The sequence below is a fragment of the Pseudomonas sp. 7SR1 genome (assembly GCF_900156465.1).
Classification (GTDB): domain Bacteria; phylum Pseudomonadota; class Gammaproteobacteria; order Pseudomonadales; family Pseudomonadaceae; genus Aquipseudomonas.
Genome location: NZ_LT707064.1, coordinates 3021638 through 3036830 on the forward strand (window position 1 = coordinate 3021638; position 15193 = coordinate 3036830).

At 59.8% G+C, this 15193-nt stretch carries 18 protein-coding genes and 1 pseudogene; 6 read left to right on the forward strand and 13 right to left on the reverse strand.

Going from position 1 to position 15193, the window contains the following annotated elements:
• Positions 1 to 37: 37 nt before the first annotated feature.
• Together BW992_RS13695 and BW992_RS26925 are read right to left on the reverse strand one after the other, a co-directional pair.
• On the reverse strand, positions 38 to 286 hold the full coding sequence (locus BW992_RS13695) for a hypothetical protein (protein WP_072394935.1): 249 nt from the start codon (positions 284 to 286) through the stop codon (positions 38 to 40).
• Between the two features lie 47 nt (positions 287 to 333).
• Complete coding sequence (locus BW992_RS26925) at positions 334 to 594, reverse strand: hypothetical protein (protein ID WP_143007945.1); 261 nt, start codon at positions 592 to 594, stop codon at positions 334 to 336.
• A 791-nt stretch (positions 595 to 1385) separates the two neighbouring features.
• Here BW992_RS26925 and BW992_RS27525 point away from each other — a divergent pair.
• Both BW992_RS27525 and BW992_RS27530 read left to right on the forward strand, forming a co-directional pair.
• Positions 1386 to 1496, forward strand: a pseudogene (locus BW992_RS27525) (hypothetical protein); the annotation flags it as partial.
• Positions 1497 to 1724: 228 nt separating this feature from the next.
• On the forward strand, positions 1725 to 2429 hold the full coding sequence (locus BW992_RS27530; RefSeq protein ID WP_371265283.1) for a methyl-accepting chemotaxis protein: 705 nt from the start codon (positions 1725 to 1727) through the stop codon (positions 2427 to 2429).
• 105 nt (positions 2430 to 2534) lie between these two features.
• Here BW992_RS27530 and BW992_RS13705 read toward each other — a convergent pair whose 3' ends face one another.
• From BW992_RS13705 to BW992_RS13715, 3 genes are all read right to left on the reverse strand, one after another.
• Entirely contained in the window at positions 2535 to 3557 is a 1023-nt protein-coding gene (locus BW992_RS13705; RefSeq protein ID WP_072395429.1) for a transporter, read from the reverse strand.
• A 210-nt stretch (positions 3558 to 3767) separates the two neighbouring features.
• Entirely contained in the window at positions 3768 to 4073 is a 306-nt protein-coding gene (locus BW992_RS13710; protein WP_072394931.1) for a PepSY domain-containing protein, read from the reverse strand.
• Between the two features lie 154 nt (positions 4074 to 4227).
• Positions 4228 to 5355: a glycerophosphodiester phosphodiesterase gene (locus BW992_RS13715; protein WP_076406413.1), complete on the reverse strand. Its 1128-nt coding sequence runs from the start codon at positions 5353 to 5355 to the stop codon at positions 4228 to 4230.
• A 240-nt stretch (positions 5356 to 5595) separates the two neighbouring features.
• On the opposite strand from BW992_RS13715, the gene BW992_RS13720 reads away from it, so the two are divergent.
• Complete coding sequence (locus tag BW992_RS13720; protein WP_072394927.1) at positions 5596 to 5922, forward strand: DUF2025 family protein; 327 nt, start codon at positions 5596 to 5598, stop codon at positions 5920 to 5922.
• A gap of 66 nt (positions 5923 to 5988) precedes the next feature.
• Here BW992_RS13720 and BW992_RS13725 read toward each other — a convergent pair whose 3' ends face one another.
• Positions 5989 to 6303, reverse strand: coding sequence for an antibiotic biosynthesis monooxygenase family protein (locus BW992_RS13725; RefSeq protein ID WP_072394925.1), 315 nt, complete (start codon positions 6301 to 6303; stop codon positions 5989 to 5991).
• Positions 6300 to 7010, reverse strand: a complete 711-nt coding sequence (locus tag BW992_RS13730) for a CTP synthase C-terminal region-related (seleno)protein (protein WP_076406415.1) — start codon at positions 7008 to 7010, stop codon at positions 6300 to 6302. Before BW992_RS13730 ends, BW992_RS13725 begins: the two co-directional genes overlap by 4 nt.
• 15 nt (positions 7011 to 7025) lie before the next feature.
• Here BW992_RS13730 and BW992_RS13735 point away from each other — a divergent pair, with 15 nt between their 5' ends.
• The gene (locus BW992_RS13735; RefSeq protein WP_072394921.1) at positions 7026 to 7973 is read left to right on the forward strand and encodes a LysR family transcriptional regulator; all 948 of its coding nucleotides are present in this window, start codon (positions 7026 to 7028) and stop codon (positions 7971 to 7973) included.
• 3 nt (positions 7974 to 7976) lie between these two features.
• Here BW992_RS13735 and BW992_RS13740 read toward each other — a convergent pair whose 3' ends face one another.
• Entirely contained in the window at positions 7977 to 8585 is a 609-nt protein-coding gene (locus BW992_RS13740; RefSeq protein ID WP_072394919.1) for a TetR/AcrR family transcriptional regulator, read from the reverse strand.
• Between the two features lie 192 nt (positions 8586 to 8777).
• Here BW992_RS13740 and BW992_RS13745 point away from each other — a divergent pair, with 192 nt between their 5' ends.
• Positions 8778 to 9836: an MBL fold metallo-hydrolase gene (locus BW992_RS13745; RefSeq protein WP_072432016.1), complete on the forward strand. Its 1059-nt coding sequence runs from the start codon at positions 8778 to 8780 to the stop codon at positions 9834 to 9836.
• Between the two features lie 21 nt (positions 9837 to 9857).
• Here BW992_RS13745 and BW992_RS13750 read toward each other — a convergent pair whose 3' ends face one another.
• Together BW992_RS13750 and BW992_RS13755 are read right to left on the reverse strand one after the other, a co-directional pair.
• Entirely contained in the window at positions 9858 to 10175 is a 318-nt protein-coding gene (locus BW992_RS13750; protein ID WP_072394915.1) for a helix-turn-helix domain-containing protein, read from the reverse strand.
• A 70-nt stretch (positions 10176 to 10245) separates the two neighbouring features.
• Positions 10246 to 11034, reverse strand: coding sequence for an AraC family transcriptional regulator (locus BW992_RS13755; RefSeq protein ID WP_076406417.1), 789 nt, complete (start codon positions 11032 to 11034; stop codon positions 10246 to 10248).
• A 109-nt stretch (positions 11035 to 11143) separates the two neighbouring features.
• Between BW992_RS13755 and BW992_RS13760 the strand changes: the two genes are divergently transcribed.
• Positions 11144 to 11956 (forward strand): sulfite exporter TauE/SafE family protein, encoded by an 813-nt coding sequence (locus tag BW992_RS13760; RefSeq protein WP_072394911.1) that lies wholly within the window; start codon positions 11144 to 11146, stop codon positions 11954 to 11956.
• Between the two features lie 4 nt (positions 11957 to 11960).
• Here BW992_RS13760 and BW992_RS13765 read toward each other — a convergent pair whose 3' ends face one another.
• The 3 genes from BW992_RS13765 to BW992_RS13775 all read right to left on the reverse strand — a co-directional run bounded on the left by BW992_RS13765 (position 11961) and on the right by BW992_RS13775 (position 15177).
• The gene (locus tag BW992_RS13765) at positions 11961 to 12947 is read right to left on the reverse strand and encodes a hypothetical protein (RefSeq protein WP_076406419.1); all 987 of its coding nucleotides are present in this window, start codon (positions 12945 to 12947) and stop codon (positions 11961 to 11963) included.
• 265 nt (positions 12948 to 13212) lie between these two features.
• Complete coding sequence (locus BW992_RS13770; protein ID WP_072394906.1) at positions 13213 to 14460, reverse strand: ribonucleotide-diphosphate reductase subunit beta; 1248 nt, start codon at positions 14458 to 14460, stop codon at positions 13213 to 13215.
• A gap of 501 nt (positions 14461 to 14961) precedes the next feature.
• Positions 14962 to 15177 (reverse strand): hypothetical protein, encoded by a 216-nt coding sequence (locus BW992_RS13775; protein WP_072394904.1) that lies wholly within the window; start codon positions 15175 to 15177, stop codon positions 14962 to 14964.
• Positions 15178 to 15193 lie beyond the last annotated feature (16 nt).

Consider the following 15193-nt stretch of genomic DNA (forward strand, 5'->3'; position numbering starts at 1 on the left):
AACGGCGGACGTGGTATCCAGGCGTGAAAAAGTAGAACTATTTGCCCCTCGCCGATCCGTCGTCGTCTTTCCCGGCTACCAGTTGCGTGGTCACCAGGGCGGCGATGGCATTTTCCTCGCTACCGAAACGCGCCAGCAGCGCAGCCTGTTTCTCGGGGGAAAGGCGTGTCCAGACATCGACCATTTTCTCGGCGGTGCCGATCAGTACGCTGGCCTGGGCTTCGCTGAAGGTAGATGTGTCGTCGGTCATGGCGGGACTCGGGTTCAGGCAGTGTGGAAAACGCATCTTAGCGTTTTCCACACGGTCTGGTGTTGCGGCTGGATCAGTGTGAATCAGTTTTCGCTGTCGGCCTGGCGGCGTTCTGCGGCTTCTTTGGGCTCGGGTTGGCGGGCGTCAGGTTGCCCCCCAGCTTGTCGCGTGGTCGTCTGCTCAGTTTCGTGCAGGCTTGGGAAGGGGAGATTGGGAATCTCGTGCATATCGCGCTCCTCGCAAAGTCTGTTGACAGATCGGGTAGATCCGCGCTTTTTCAAAGCCTGGGCAGGATACAGCAGGAGAAATGACAAAAAGACTTTTAAATCCCGTTCGGCCGACAAAAGGGCTTGTCCAGACAGGCCTATGCAAGCCCGCCGTCAGGCGCCAACAATCGGATGAACGGTGATCGCAAGCGCTCAAGAACGCGGATGACAGGTCGATGTTCAAGACATATCCCCGCATTCATGCCGTGACATGGCTTGCGCGAGACAAGGAAGTCCGGACGCACTGTTCGGGGCCTGGCCTTATTACTTCCTGGAGAGCTGCCTCCATGTTTCTGCAAAAATCCCTGAGAGCCCAGATTCTTGCTCTGCTGAGCGGGAGCCTGCTGGCGATGTTGCTGATCGCCCTGGCGTCCTTTCATTTCCTTTCCGATGGCATCCAGAACTATCGAAGCCTGATCGATGGGCCGCTGCGCGCCTCGCAGTTGATCGATGAGGCCAACCTGCAATTCAAGGTGCAGGTCCAGGAGTGGAAAAACGTGCTGTTGCGTGGCAAGCAACCGGCGGACCTGGATAAGTACTGGAAGCAGTTCGAGGATCGCCAGCGCGATGTCCAGGGGATCCTGGGAGAATTGATCGGGCGCGAAGGTGTACCGGCAACCATCAAGACCCGCCTTGAACAATTGCGCAGCGAACATCGTCAGTTGGGCGCGGCCTATCAGAAGGGCCGTGATGCTTTCGTCGCTGCGGGCGGCGATGCGGCGGCAGGCGACGCCGCAGTCAAGGGTGTCGACCGCGCAACCAGCGAGCAGATGAGCGAACTGGTCATCGAGCTTCGCAAGCTGAGCAAGGAGCAGTCGGTGCTGATCAGTGCCGGTGCCGATCGAACGATCCTGTCGGGCACCGCAATCATGCTGGTGTCGGGCCTGCTGATCGGTGTGTTCAGCCTGTGGCTGGTCAATCGCAACCTGGTACAGCCCATCCGGAGCCTGATTGCATACGTGACTCAACTGAGCCGCGGCCGTTTCGCCGAGCGAGTGGTCAGCCACCGCCAGGATGAACTGGGCGACCTGGCCCTGGCGGCCAATACCTTGCGTGATTTTCTCGCCGAAACTTTCTCGCGCTTGCAGCGCAGTGCTTCGGAGCTGGACAGCGCCAGCGGCGAACTCAATGCCATCGCCGGCCTGATGAGCCAGGGCACCAACGAGCAATTCGAACGTACCGACCAGGTCGCCACGGCGATGAACGAGATGTCCGCCACTGCCCAGGAGGTGGCGCGCCACGCCGCCGACGCCGCGCGGGCGGCCGACGATGCCGATCATTCGGCGCAGCAGGGCGAGAAGGTCATGCAGGGAACCATCCATACCATCACACGCATGCGCGGCGAAATCGCCAATACCGCCACGGTGATCCGCCAGCTGGAAACCGACAGCGGGCGCATCGGCAAAGTGCTCGAAGTGATTCGCGGCATCGCCGAACAAACCAATCTGCTGGCCCTCAACGCGGCCATCGAAGCGGCCCGTGCCGGTGAGGCCGGGCGCGGCTTCGCGGTAGTGGCCGATGAAGTGCGCAGCCTGGCGCAGCGTACGGCCTCTTCCATCATCGAGATCAACCAGATCATCCAGACCGTGCAAACCGGCGCGGTGGACGCGGCCCAGGCCATCGAAAGCGGCCAGACCCGCAGCGAGGAAAGCGTGCAACAGGTGACCCAGGCTGGAGCCATGCTCGAACGTATCACCCAGGCTGTGGAGGCGATCCGCGACATGAACCGCCAGATCGCCACGGCTGCGGAAGAACAGACGTCGGTGGCCGAGGATATTTCGCGCAACCTGACCGAAATCACCTGTATCGCCAGCACCAACCTGGACAACGTACAGCGCACTGAAACCGCCAGTAGAGGCCTGCATGGCTTGTCGGGGCAGTTGAACGAAGTGACGGCGCGGTTGAGTGCCTGACCTGCTTTATCCGGGCAGGCTGTCGCAGTCGTGGCGAGGGGGGGATCGCTCTCGCCACGACTGATTCCGGCGCACCGTCGCCTCAGGACGTTGGCAAGGCCTGGCTCAATAGTCGCGTCGCTTACGGAACGCCCATCGACCGGCGATCAGTGTGAAGGTCGCCACCAGCACTACCAGGACCCAGAAACCTTCGGGATCGTCTGCAAGGGGCACGCCGCCGACGTTCATGCCAAAGAAACCGGCGATGATGTTGATGGGCAAGGCCAGTACCGTGACCACCGTCAGGGTGAACAGGGAACGGTTGGTCTGTTCGTTGAGATTGGCGGCGATTTCTTCCTGCAGCAGCTTGATCCGCTCGCTCAACGCGGTGAGGTCGTTGATGATCAGGGCAAACTCCTCAGTGGATTTGCGCAGTTCCTTGACGTCTTCTTTCTGCAACCACTGCGGCGGGCGGTTGAGCAGGCGCAGCAGCGAACCCGGTTCCAGGGCCAGCAGCCGTTGCAGACGCACCAGTACCCGGCGGTTGGCGCCCAGTTCTGCGCGGTTGGTTGAAAGTCGCGACGACAGCAGCTCATCCTCGATCTGGTCGACGCTGAGGCTGGTCTTGCGCACGATCTGAGTCAGCACTTCGCCCTGATCGCGTAGCAAGTGCACGAGCAATTCCAGTGGCGAGCGAAAGCATTCGCCGGCCTTGACCGAAGAGCGCAGCTTGTCCACCGAGTGCAGGGGTTGCAGGCGTGCGCTGACAATCAATCGGCTGTGCACGCAAACCCACAGGGTGGAGACGTCCGAGGAAACCATGCTGCTGAGGTTGAACACCACGTCGTTGACCACTGCCAGCAGCGCCGAATCGACATGCTCGATGCGGGTCGAACGCGAGCCTTCATGCAAGGCTTCGAAAAATTCCTGTGGCAGGCGCAGATGGCTTTTCATCCAGCGTTCGCACGCCGCGTGGGCCAGGTTCAGGTGCAGCCAGAGGAATGCATTGTCGTCTTGCGATTGCTGCAGATATTGCAGGGCCTGCGCCGAGTCGATCTCCCGCCCGCGTTCGCCGGGTTTGAAACGAAATCCATAGAGCAGGCCGAACAGGTCCGGGTCGCGATGGCTTTGGTCGAGGCTGTGGTTCATGAGGTCTCGCTGGCGGGAAGTGCCTGTGGCATCCACAGGTTCACTTGAGGCCATCATCGCAAGCTTTCTTGATGGTTGTGTGACAGTTGGACGGCAAGGGTATGGCCTGAAAGAGCCGGGTTGCGCAATGGAGTTACAAGTTCTTTCACCTGGAAAAAACAAAGCCGCACAACTCGAAAGTTGTGCGGCTTTTATTGTCTTGCCTGCGAATTATCTGTCTTGCTTGTTGCTGAGGACTTTGCCGGTTGTCGCATCGAAGTCGACATCGAACTCTTTGCCGTCGGCGGTTTTCAGTTCCACTTCATATTCGTAACCATTGAAGTGGTTATCCAGGTCAGTGTCGGTGATGGTGGCGCCCGGGTGCAGTTTCAGGGCTTCCTCATTCATCGACTCCAGGGATTTGATCTTGCCTTCCTTGACCAGTTGTGGAACCTGGTCGATGCGTACGTCCGCTTGGGCCAGGCCAGCGGTGAGGGTCAGGGCGGCGGCGGTGAACAGGGCAGTCAAAGTTTTCATAAGTTCTTTCCTTGGTGTCATCGAAAGGGTGTGTTGTTTAAGTGGGCTCAGGCTAACTCTGGCAACTTAATTCACCCTTAATTTCAAAAGAATCAAGAAAAGCGCAGAACAAGGCCTATGGGCCCAATGTGTTCAACCCATAGGCTGACGTAGTTTAGTAACCGTTCTTCTCCAGCAACTGCACGACGCTGCCAGTCTCAGGACGCTTGAAGTACTTGAGCAGTTCACTGGCGCGGTTGGTAAAGATGCCATCCACGCCGGCATCCATCACCTTCTTGAAATCCACGGCTTCGTCCACGGTGTAGACGTGCACCAGCAAGCCCTGGTCATGGGTGTACTGGTTCATCCAGGGTTGTACCAGGTCCGCATAGCTCTGGCTGCCCCCATGGGTCAACGCCGCGGAAGGGCCTGTGCCGATTGCGCCCTGGTCCTTGGCGTAACGTACCCATTTCTCGAATTCGGCTCGGTCCTTGGGCTCCTGCCTGGCGTAATAGACCCCCTTGTCCGTTTCGCCGGACTCGGCGAACGTCACCTTGGATTTTGGCTCGATATTGCCTTCGCCTACCCACAGCAACAGGACCTTGGGCACTTTCGGCATTTCTTTGTGCAGCAGTTCCAGGCTGCTCTTCTCGAAGGTCTGCAAGACCACCTTGCCCTTGCCCTGGCCCACGCCGGTCGCGCTCTTGGCCAGCTTGGACCCGGCCGGGCTCAGCCAGCCACGGTCCTGCAGCTTGTCCTTCAGGTCGCGTTCGATACCCGGGAACAGTTTCGGCTCCTTGGTTTCGATGTACAGCCCGGGCTTCTGGGCCGGATTGCCTTCGGCGATGTTGATGACTTCATCGAGGGTCAGGATTTTCAGCCCTGCGAACGCAGGGCGCGCCCGATCCGGGTAGGCGGCATTGAACCAACTGCCAGCGTCGAGGGTTTTGAGTTCCGCCATGGTGAACGCATTGGCGGGGCTGTCCTTGCGTTCGGGAAACCTGGTCGCGACGTCCGTGGTGCGCAGCAGGCTGTCATCATGCAGGACGAAGAGCACACCGTCCTTGCTGCGTTGCAGATCCAGCTCCAGGTAATCGGCGCCCAGGTCGCGGGCCAGCTTGTAGGCCGCGGCGGTGGATTCCGGCGCGTCGAATGAAGCGCCACGGTGGGCGATCACTGCCGGATGGGGGATGCCCTGGAGGGTCGCCAATGCCTTGGGAGTCGAGGCCTCGGCTGCGTGTGTCTGACCGAAGCCGAGCAACAGGCTCAACATCAAGGCGCTGCGGGTGAAGGTAACAGGCATGCTCGAGTTCCTTTCGTAGGTTCGCAAAAACCTATCTTTTAACAACTCGATGCGCCGAACGCTATCGCCAGACCGACACAAAGCTGCGTAAAGCAGATTTTTCCCACGGCTTTTCAGGCGGCTTTGCAGTACTCTTGGCGGCAACAGTTTCCCCGGCAGAGGGAGACCTGAACACAATCGCTTGCCCTGCGTGTAAACCATCGATCAGACGTCCCACGGGACGCATCCATGAGGTTTACCATGCGCACCACTTCGACCTTCATCTGCCAGGCCGCCGATCAGCTCCAGGGTTTTGTCGGCCTGAACCGCAAGACCGGCCAGTACATCGTGCGTTTCAGCGAAGACGCCTTCGGCATGGACGTGGCCGACGACGGCATTATCCCCACCAGCGAATTCGTCTGGGCCCCTGCCGCCCAAGGCACCATGATCCTGAAGCGCGAGCGGATCCAGTTGCTGCTGGACCAGAACATCGACGATCGGATCAACCTTACCGAACCCCTGCGGGTGTACATGGCACGTAGTGACCTGCCGGAGATCATGGCGGTGCGTCAGTTGGTGAACGGCTGAACCGGGCGGATATCGGCAATCGCGTGGTGTTGGGCAGGTCCCTCACCACGGGGGCAAGAAGCGCGCTCAGACCTGGCGCTGGAACGCATATTCCCGTTCGACCTTGCACACCCGCGTGTGGAAATGGGTGTACCAGGTGGCGCGACCGCGCTCCTGGATTGCACGATGTTCAGGATGCCGCTTCCAGCTCTGGATCGCCGCTTCGCTGCTCCAGTAGGAAACCGTGATGCCCAGGCCGTCCTCGCCACGGGCCGATTCGACGCCGAGAAAACCCGGCTGTTCCCTGGCCAGCGCCAGCATGCGCTCGGCGGCTTCGGCGTAGTCTTGGTCTGCATCGGTGCGCAGGGAAGTGAAGATAACGGCGTAATAATGTTCACTCACGGGGCTACGCTCCGGCAGGCTTCGACAAATGCATTGACCAGCGGCGGGATGCGGTTTTCCAAGGCCGCGCGCTCAGGCTGGAACAGCGTGGCGACAAAGAACGGATGCCCCCGCAGTTCCACGGCGCGCAGCTCGCCGGCCGGATCCCTGGCGACGGCGTACAGCGGTCCGTCCAATAGCTCCTTCTCGAACCGCGGATTGACGCCGAAGCGGCACCGATACCCTTCGAACACCGTCTGGCGACCATAAGCCTTGGCCGTCAATGAGTCCGCTACGAGCCCAAGGCTGTCGATGGTTTCGATCAGAGCACAGCTCAGCGGTGTCAGCAGGATGCGTTCGGCTTGCGGGGCGGTTTCGCCATGGACGGCATCGGCCCAGCCCATGACGTTGCGGGCATATTCCAGCATCGCATGTTGGAAACCGCCGCAGGTGCCCAGGAAAGGGCGACCCTGTTCGCGGGCAAAACGAATGGCGTCCAAGGCCCCGGTTTCGTTTCGGTAAGGACTGCCGGGCACGCACCAGATGCCGTCGAAGCCTTCCAGAACGCTCCCATGACTGATGGATTCCGTTGCCAGCCATTGGAAACTCACGAGCTGGCCGGTTTGCTGGCCAATCATCTCCAGGGCCAGGGGAATGGCCCGGTGGGCGATTATCTGCGGGTCATGATCGCCGACAAGGGCGATGTGCGAAGGACGCTGTTTTTCCATGGGAAGGCCTGCCGCTTGTTGATTCCTGGCCGCCACTATAGATTGGCGTTCACGCAATCAATATTGGCGTTTACCCAAGTGCTCAATGCATCGACGCAATATCGCCTGGACTATCCCGACCTGTCCCTGATTCTGGCGCTGGTGCGTGGCGGCTCCCTGGCTCGGGCCGCACGGCTGTTGCAGGTGGACGTATCGACGGTGTTTCGTTCGGTGCGTCGGCTTGAGGCGTCGCTGGGACAGCCACTGTTCGAGAAGAGCCGTGCCGGGTATTTGCCCACGAGCCTGGCACAGGCATTGTCCGAACAGGCCGAGCGTGCCGAGCAAGCCCTGGAAGCTGCGCGTATCGGCGTGGAGCAGGGCGGGGAGGTGGTCAGCGGCACGGTGCGGTTGACCTGTACCGACTCGGTCCTGCAAGCGCTGTTACTGCCTGCTCTGGCGAGGTTCATGCCCGCCTATCCGGCGTTGCACCTGGAACTGAGTACGTCCAACGACTTCGCCAACCTGAGTCGCCGCGACGCTGATATCGCATTGCGATTGACCCGCACGCCACCGGAGCACCTGGTCGGCCGACATCTGGGTGATGTGACCTTCCGGGTATGTGCGAGCCCGTCTTACCTGTGCGCTGTGACTTCGGATGACCTGGCAGCAATGACCTGGATCGCGCCCGACGACTTCCTGCCCGACCACCCCACCGTGACCTGGCGCCGCCAGCATTTTCCCGGCGTGATACCGGCTTATTGCTGCAACAGCATGCTCTCGGTCACCGAGCTGGTGCGCGCCGGCCTGGGCATCGCGGCGCTGCCGGACTTCCTGGTCGATGACGCCCAGGGCCTCACGTCCTTGGGTGAACCGTTGGCTGGCTACGACACGGCGCTTTGGCTCCTGACCCGGCCAGACTGCCGGGCCTTGCGCTCGGTGGTGACGTTGTTCGATGAACTGGGGCGTAGCGTGCGGCTGCGTTGAGTATCAACGCTGATAATGGGCCAGGAACATGTCGAGGGCCGATTCAACCACCTGGGTCTGTTGCTCAGCGGTCAGGCCAGGTTGGCCCATGGAAATCTGCGGCCAGAAGGCGAACGTCTTGATCAGCCCGTGCATCTGCTGGGCGGCAAAGGCCGGCTCCACAGCTTTCAACCGGCCATCGGCCTGGGCCTGGCGAATCCAGGCCGTCAGGCCTTCTTCACGCTGTCCCATGCGCGCAACCATGTTCTGTGCCCGCTCGGGAGAATGGATCGTTGCGGCGATGGCGATGCGCGCCAGGTCGAGGAAGTTATCGTCCGCCAGCATGTGCAGTTTGGCTTGCAGCAATCGACGAAGCTGCTCGCGCAGAGGCCTGTCGGGGTCGTAGGCGGTTTCCTGCTCTGCCGTCACGCTGTTCCATAACCGGTTCAGGATCTCAGCGAAAAGTTCTTCCTTGCTCGGAAAGTGGTTATACACCGTGCGCTTCGACACACCGGCCGTTGCCGCGATCTTGTCCATGCTGGTGATATCGAAACCACTGCTGCGAAATTCGGCAATGGCGGCCTCCAGGATGGCTTCGCGTTTTCGGTCGGTGAGGCGCTGCGGTACGGTCATGGGTAAAAATAGTCCAGAAAAGATAAGTTACACTCGGTGGTTTACTTGTTGTCGGCAGTGATGCAGTCTGCAACCTACACCGGTCGGTGTAGTTTTACCATCAAGCGAACGGCTGAGCGTGCATGCAACGGCCATTTAGCGTTCAACAACGGCGAAGCGCAATGCCAGTGACGCCCTTGGAGTTATCGCATCATGACCCATCCCTCTATTTCGTCCGACAGCTCATCTATTCATCCCGCGTCTCGACGGGAGCAAGGAAAGTATCGCAACCACGCCTCGACGCCTCGGGAAGGGGTCGGCAAGGCCTTGCGCATTCTGTGGAACATGGTCTTCCACAAGCCCCGCGACACCCGCCCTAAGGGCGCCGTCCCGGTCCGGCCGTTGACCCGTGCCGAGCTGCTGGCGGCGCCCAATGGCAGTGTCTTTCGCCTGGGCCATTCCACCGTACTGCTCAAGCTTCGGGACAAATTCTGGCTGACCGACCCGGTTTTTTCCGAGCGTGCCTCCCCGGTGCAGTGGGCCGGCCCTAAACGCTTTCACCAACCGCCCATCAGCCTGGAAGAGCTGCCGCCCATCGAGGCGGTGATTCTTTCCCACGATCATTACGACCATCTCGATCACCAGGCCATCATCCAGCTCGCCGACAGGACCGAGCATTTCCTGACGCCACTTGGAGTGGGCGATACCCTGGTCAAATGGGGCGTCGACGCCAGCAAGGTGCGTCAGCTGGACTGGTGGCAGGGCACCGAGGTGGACGGTATCGAGTTCATCGCCACCCCCTCCCAGCATTTTTCCGGTCGGGGCCTGTTCGACGGCAACAGCACGTTGTGGGCCTCGTGGGTGATGATCGACGGTGACACCCGGATTTTCTTCAGCGGCGATACCGGTTATTTCGATGGCTTCAAACGCATCGGCAATCGCTACGGCCCCTTTGACCTGACCCTGATGGAAACCGGTGCCTACAACGTCGAATGGCCCCTGATCCACATGCAGCCCGAACAGACCCTCCAGGCGCATATCGATCTCAGGGGCCGTTGGCTGCTGCCGATCCATAACGGGACGTTCGACCTGTCGATGCATGCCTGGTACGAACCCTTCGACCGAATCCTGGCCCTGGCCTGGGAGCGTAACGTTCTCATCACCACGCCGCGGATGGGCGAAGCCTTCAGCCTTACGCAACCGCAACGTGGCCGGGCCTGGTGGCTGGATGTGGAGGCGTCGGCCTACCAGAACCAGACCGGTATGGCCTGATACCGTGTCACACCCGCAGGGTCATTCGATCATCGCGTAATCGGCCCGCTCCATGGGATCCGGCGTGGCACCCTTGATGTTCATGCCGCGCCCCGGTGCGAAGCCAGGGAAGAACACCAGGCCCTCGGCTTCCAGTCGAAAGGCCAGGGCCAGGCGCGTCACGTCGCGCAACTCCCCGCCGGCTTCGAAGCGCCGTATGGCCGGAACTGAAACACCGGACTGGCGGGACAATTCCTCGACACTCCAGCCCAGCATGGCTCGGGCCTGGGCACTGTGGGCGGGGGTGAACTGGTAGACAGCGATGCGTTCCAGGGTGGTTTTGATTGCGAGAGAGGCCATGGGGGTTCTCCAAAGCGGTGGGTTCAAAAATACTGTGTTTTTGTACAGTTGTTTTGAGCCCGGATCAATCTCATTTTTTTGATGGATGACCGGTGGTTTTCTCCAGCCAGGCGCTCGGGGCCTGGCCCAGGATCCTTCGAAACATCGTGGAGAACGCCGCGGGACTGTCATAGCCCAGATCAAGGGCAATCCTGGTCACTGAATCTCCTACAGCCAATCGAGACAATGCCGACAGGACGCTGGCCTGTTGTCGCCATTGGCTGAAACTCAGCGACGTATGCTGCCTGAACAGGCGATTGAACGATCGCAGGCTGACGTGCAACTGCTCGGCCCATTGCACAGGCGACGCATGGGCGTCGGGTTTTGTCAGGAAGATCTGGCACAGGCCCAGCAAGCGGGGCTCCTTGGGCAATGGAAGGTGCAGTGGCAAAGGGGCGCTGCGCGGCAGCTCATGCAAGAGCAGTTGGACCAGCGCACCATCGCGTCCGGCTTCGTCGTAGTCCGGTACAAGCTCCACGGCCTCTATCAGAAGCTGGCGCATCAGGGGCGACACGCCGATGACCTGGCAACGGCTGTCCATGCCTGTGATGACAGCTGGTTCAAGGTACAGGCTGCGCGTGCTGACGCCCAGCATCAACACTTCATGGGCGACCCCTGGCGGAATCCATACCGCCTGTTGCGGCGGCACCACCCAGTTACCGTCCTGCGTGCTGACCTTCATCACCCCAGTTGCACCGTAGAGCAACTGCGCACGGCGATGGCGGTGTAGCGGCAACAGGTATCCATGGGGATAGTCGGTGCCGATGGCGACCACAGCCCGGGGCGTCGCATCCAATACATCGATCGAACCATTGCGCATCGAAAGCCTCGTTTTGGCGTAAACGCAAATATTATTGGCCAGTTTGCTACAGCGGGCCATGTCTCGTTTACCTATCGTCGACACCTTTCTCCGGCAGTGGATTTCTCTGATGTCCTACCTATTGCTCGCCTGTTTCGGCTGCCTGAGCGGCGTGACCGCCGTGCTGTTCGGGTTTGGCGGCGGCTTTGTCGTCGTACCGCTGATCTACCGCTGGCTGATGGCACGTCACGCTAATGACGCCATCGGTGAGTCGGCGATGCACATCGCCGTGGCGACCTCCACCTGCGTCATGATCGTCAACGCTCTGGTCGCGACCCGAAAACACCAGCGCGCCGGTCAGTTGCTTGCTCATTACCTGTGGCCGTTCGGTGCCTTCATCGCCCTGGGCGCGGCCCTCGGTGCGATGACTGCCACCTGGATGAGCGGCGAAATCATTCGCTACGTCTTCAGCGCCTACCTGGCCCTGACCATTCTGGATTGCTTGCTACGGCGAGGTTTTCTTACACGCCAGAGCGACGTCGTCCCTCGCTCCCTGTCGACACTGGAGACGACGTTGGGAGGTACTGCTGTCGGAATCATCGCCACGTTCCTGGGTGTCGGTGGCAGTGTCATGACTGTGCCGCTGCTTCGCCGGTGTGGCTTGAGCATGTCCCAGGCTACATCGATGGCAAATCCACTGAGCTTGCCTGTCGCTTTGGCTGGTACCGTTACCTACATGGCTTTGGCCGGCCTCACCGGAGCTGACCTCGGGCCGTGGTTCGTCGGATATGTGGACCTGCTGGCGTTCGCTGTACTCACGCTCGGTGCGGTACTGGGCATCCGCCTGGCAATGCCATGGGTCGGGCGGATACCGGATCGACTGCATGCGCGGGTATATGTCGGGCTGCTGATGGTGGTGATGGGCGCAATGTTGTCGGGGTAGGGGGTTATTGGTCGGCCAGCCCCGGTGCTTCCCGGATGATGAAGTGATCCAGGTTCTCGATATTGGCGCTGAATACTCCGAACGTCTGGTCGGGGTTTTGCTTGCTCGGCACCTGTTTCAACTCCGGCGTCACCCCATAAAAGAAGCAGTACAACGGCGCGTCACTGTCCACGGCGTGCTTGATTTCTTCCAGGAACGCTTTGCGCTTGCGGTAGTTGTCGATCAGTTTCTTGCTCAGGTAGACATTGACCGAGTAAGGCTTCTTCTTTGTCTCATCCGGTTGCTTGAACCAGACCTTCTGTTCGAAGTCGATGCGAAAACTCTGCGTGTAGTCCTTGATCTCCTTGATCCTGCCCCAGTAGATCAATCCCCTGTTGTCCAGCAGGTACTCGATCTTCTTGAAGAACGAGGCGTAGGGTGCCGTATGCTCGCCGATCTTCAGGGGCATGCGCTTGAGCAACGCCTTGTCCGCGAAGTTCGATACGAAACACTCCACCGGATGAGCGAAGACATGGGTCCTGTCCGGTGCCGAACCACGGCCCGGGTGCTCGCCATGACTGGCGAGGGAAGGCGCGCGTTCTTCGAGTATTCCATCGGTCGTCACCGTCGGGCTGGACGGCTTGCGCACATACTCGCGCCGAGCCAGCAATAGCTCCGAAGGAAAATGTTCTTCCCGAGCGTCATCCGATTCCTCACCATCCGCCTCCAGGCCAGACGCCGGGGTCTTTAGACTGGCATAGGGGCAACCCTCGATATGCCGCGTACTGGGGATGTTCTTGAAGTGCGGCGTGCGTACGTAGTTCACGTTCTTGGCATTGAATGTCCCCAATACATTCGTCGCGTCGAACGCTATTCGACAAACATCGTTGGGGCACTGGAAATGCTCCTTGGCGGAGTCGAAGTCCATGGTCTCGTCGAAATTCAAATCGCGCACGTCATAGATCGACAACTTGTCGTCGAGGCTGAGGCAGTAGGCGAGGTCGAATTTCATGACGGGCTCGGGTCCTTGAGAACAAAAGGATATTAATAGCGAGTGGTGGGGTGAGATGCACTGATTGTTTTGCAAACACGGCAGTAAGCCGGTGTCCCCCGACTCGCCTGGCAACCTGTGGCGAGAGACTGTGCTTTCGCTGGCTTGCGGGGCAATCCCGATGCCAGGTGCAAGAAGTCCTTAACGCGCCTACATCCAACGGTGCTTTCTGATCCAATGAAAAAGGGCTGCCTAATGGCAGCCCTTTGTTTTGTCGTGAGAGAACTCAGTCCCAGCTAAGCGCGCCGCCGGTTTGGTATTCAATCACCCGAGTCTCAAAGAAATTCTTCTCTTTCTTCAAGTCCATGATCTCGCTCATCCAAGGGAACGGGTTAGTCGTGCCTGGATACTCTTCTTTCAGACCAATCTGCGACAGGCGACGGTTGGCGATGAACTTCAGATAGTCTTCCATCATCGCCGCGTTCATGCCCAACACGCCGCGAGGCATGGTGTCGCGGGCGTATTCGATCTCCAGCTGCGTACCCTGCAGGATCATCTGGGTCGCTTCTTCCTTCATCTCGGCATCCCACAGGTGCGGGTTTTCGATCTTGATCTGGTTGATCACGTCGATGCCGAAGTTCAGGTGCATGGATTCGTCGCGCAGGATGTATTGGAACTGCTCGGCGACGCCGGTCATTTTGTTGCGCCGGCCCATGGAGAGGATCTGGGTGAAGCCGCAGTAGAAGAAGATGCCTTCCAGGACGCAGTAGTAGGCGATCAGGTTGCGCAGCAGCTCCTTGTCGGTTTCCGGGGTGCCGGTCTGGAACGTCGGGTCGGAGATGGAGCGGGTGTATTTCAGGCCCCAGGCGGCTTTTTTCGCCACCGATGGGATCTCGTGGTACATGTTGAAGATCTCGCCTTCATCCATGGCCAGCGATTCGATGCAGTACTGGTAGGCGTGGGTGTGGATCGCCTCTTCGAACGCCTGGCGCAGGATGTACTGGCGGCATTCCGGGTTGGTGATCAGGCGATACACGGCCAGGACCAGGTTGTTGGCCACCAGGGAGTCGGCGGTGGAGAAGAAGCCCAGGTTGCGCATCACGATGCGGCGTTCGTCGTCGGTCAGGCCTTCCGGGTTTTTCCAGAGGGCGATGTCGGCGGTCATGTTGACTTCTTGCGGCATCCAGTGGTTTGCGCAACCGTCCAGGTACTTCTGCCAGGCCCAGTCGTACTTGAAAGGCACGAGCTGGTTGAGGTCGGCGCGGCAGTTGATCATGCGCTTTTCATCGACGGCGACGCGGGCGGAGGCGCCTTCGAGTTCGGCGAGGCCTTCGGCGATGTCGAGTTTGTCGAGGGCGGCCTTGGCGCGAATGATCGCCGCCGAGTCGCTGGCCGTCACGGCGCGCGCTTCCAGTGCGGCGGCACCGCCGGCACTGTCGAGGCGGTCCATGTTGGCTTCAGAAGCGTGGCCGGCGTTGGTGCTTTTTACAGCAACTTCGCCGTCTTCTTTGTCGAATTCGTCCCAGCTCAGCATGACGTGTCGTCTCCTGCGTGAGGGCCAGATGCCCGGTGAAGGCCTACTGGCCGCGTTGGATCTTGGAAAATCGTTTGTTGCAGCAGCTGACGCAGGCAATAAACAGAAAAATGTACGGGTCATGCCGAAGCGGCTGTGAACGCGAAGAGGCAATGTGCCTTTGCGTAGGCTTCAGGCTGGCTTGATCCCCTGTAAGGGAATATTGCAGGCCCGTTTAAGGCGGCATTATAAGGACTTTTTTGCCTACGTGGTGCGGCGAAATCGCCCACGGAGGAGGTGGCGGGGTGGCATATCCGCGTCGGAGCGAGAGTTTACAAGGCTTGCGTCAGGAAAGGACCACTGAAGATTTTTTTTGCATGGGTCGAATGGCGAGAGGTTTTGATCAAAAAACGATCTATTTTTGCGGTTTTGCACTACATGTTGTGTTTGTTGAGGGTTTTCGACGGTCCCAGACACAACCCGGCCCGACCGGAGTCGGGCCTTGGAAACTGCCAATAATGATCAATCGATGCGCGCCGAATCGGTGCGGTCGCTGCCATCGGCAGCGACGCTCGTCGAAGCGGTGTGGTCGTTGGCATTGGTGGCGACCGTGGCGCTGTTCGAGAGGTTGTAGCGATCGATAGCGACGGCGGAACCGGTGTGATCGAAGCCGTCGGCGGCGAAGCCATGGCTGGCCAGTACGGACAGGGTCAAGGCGCAGAACAGTTTGCTTTTCATGGTGGTTGCTCCTGGT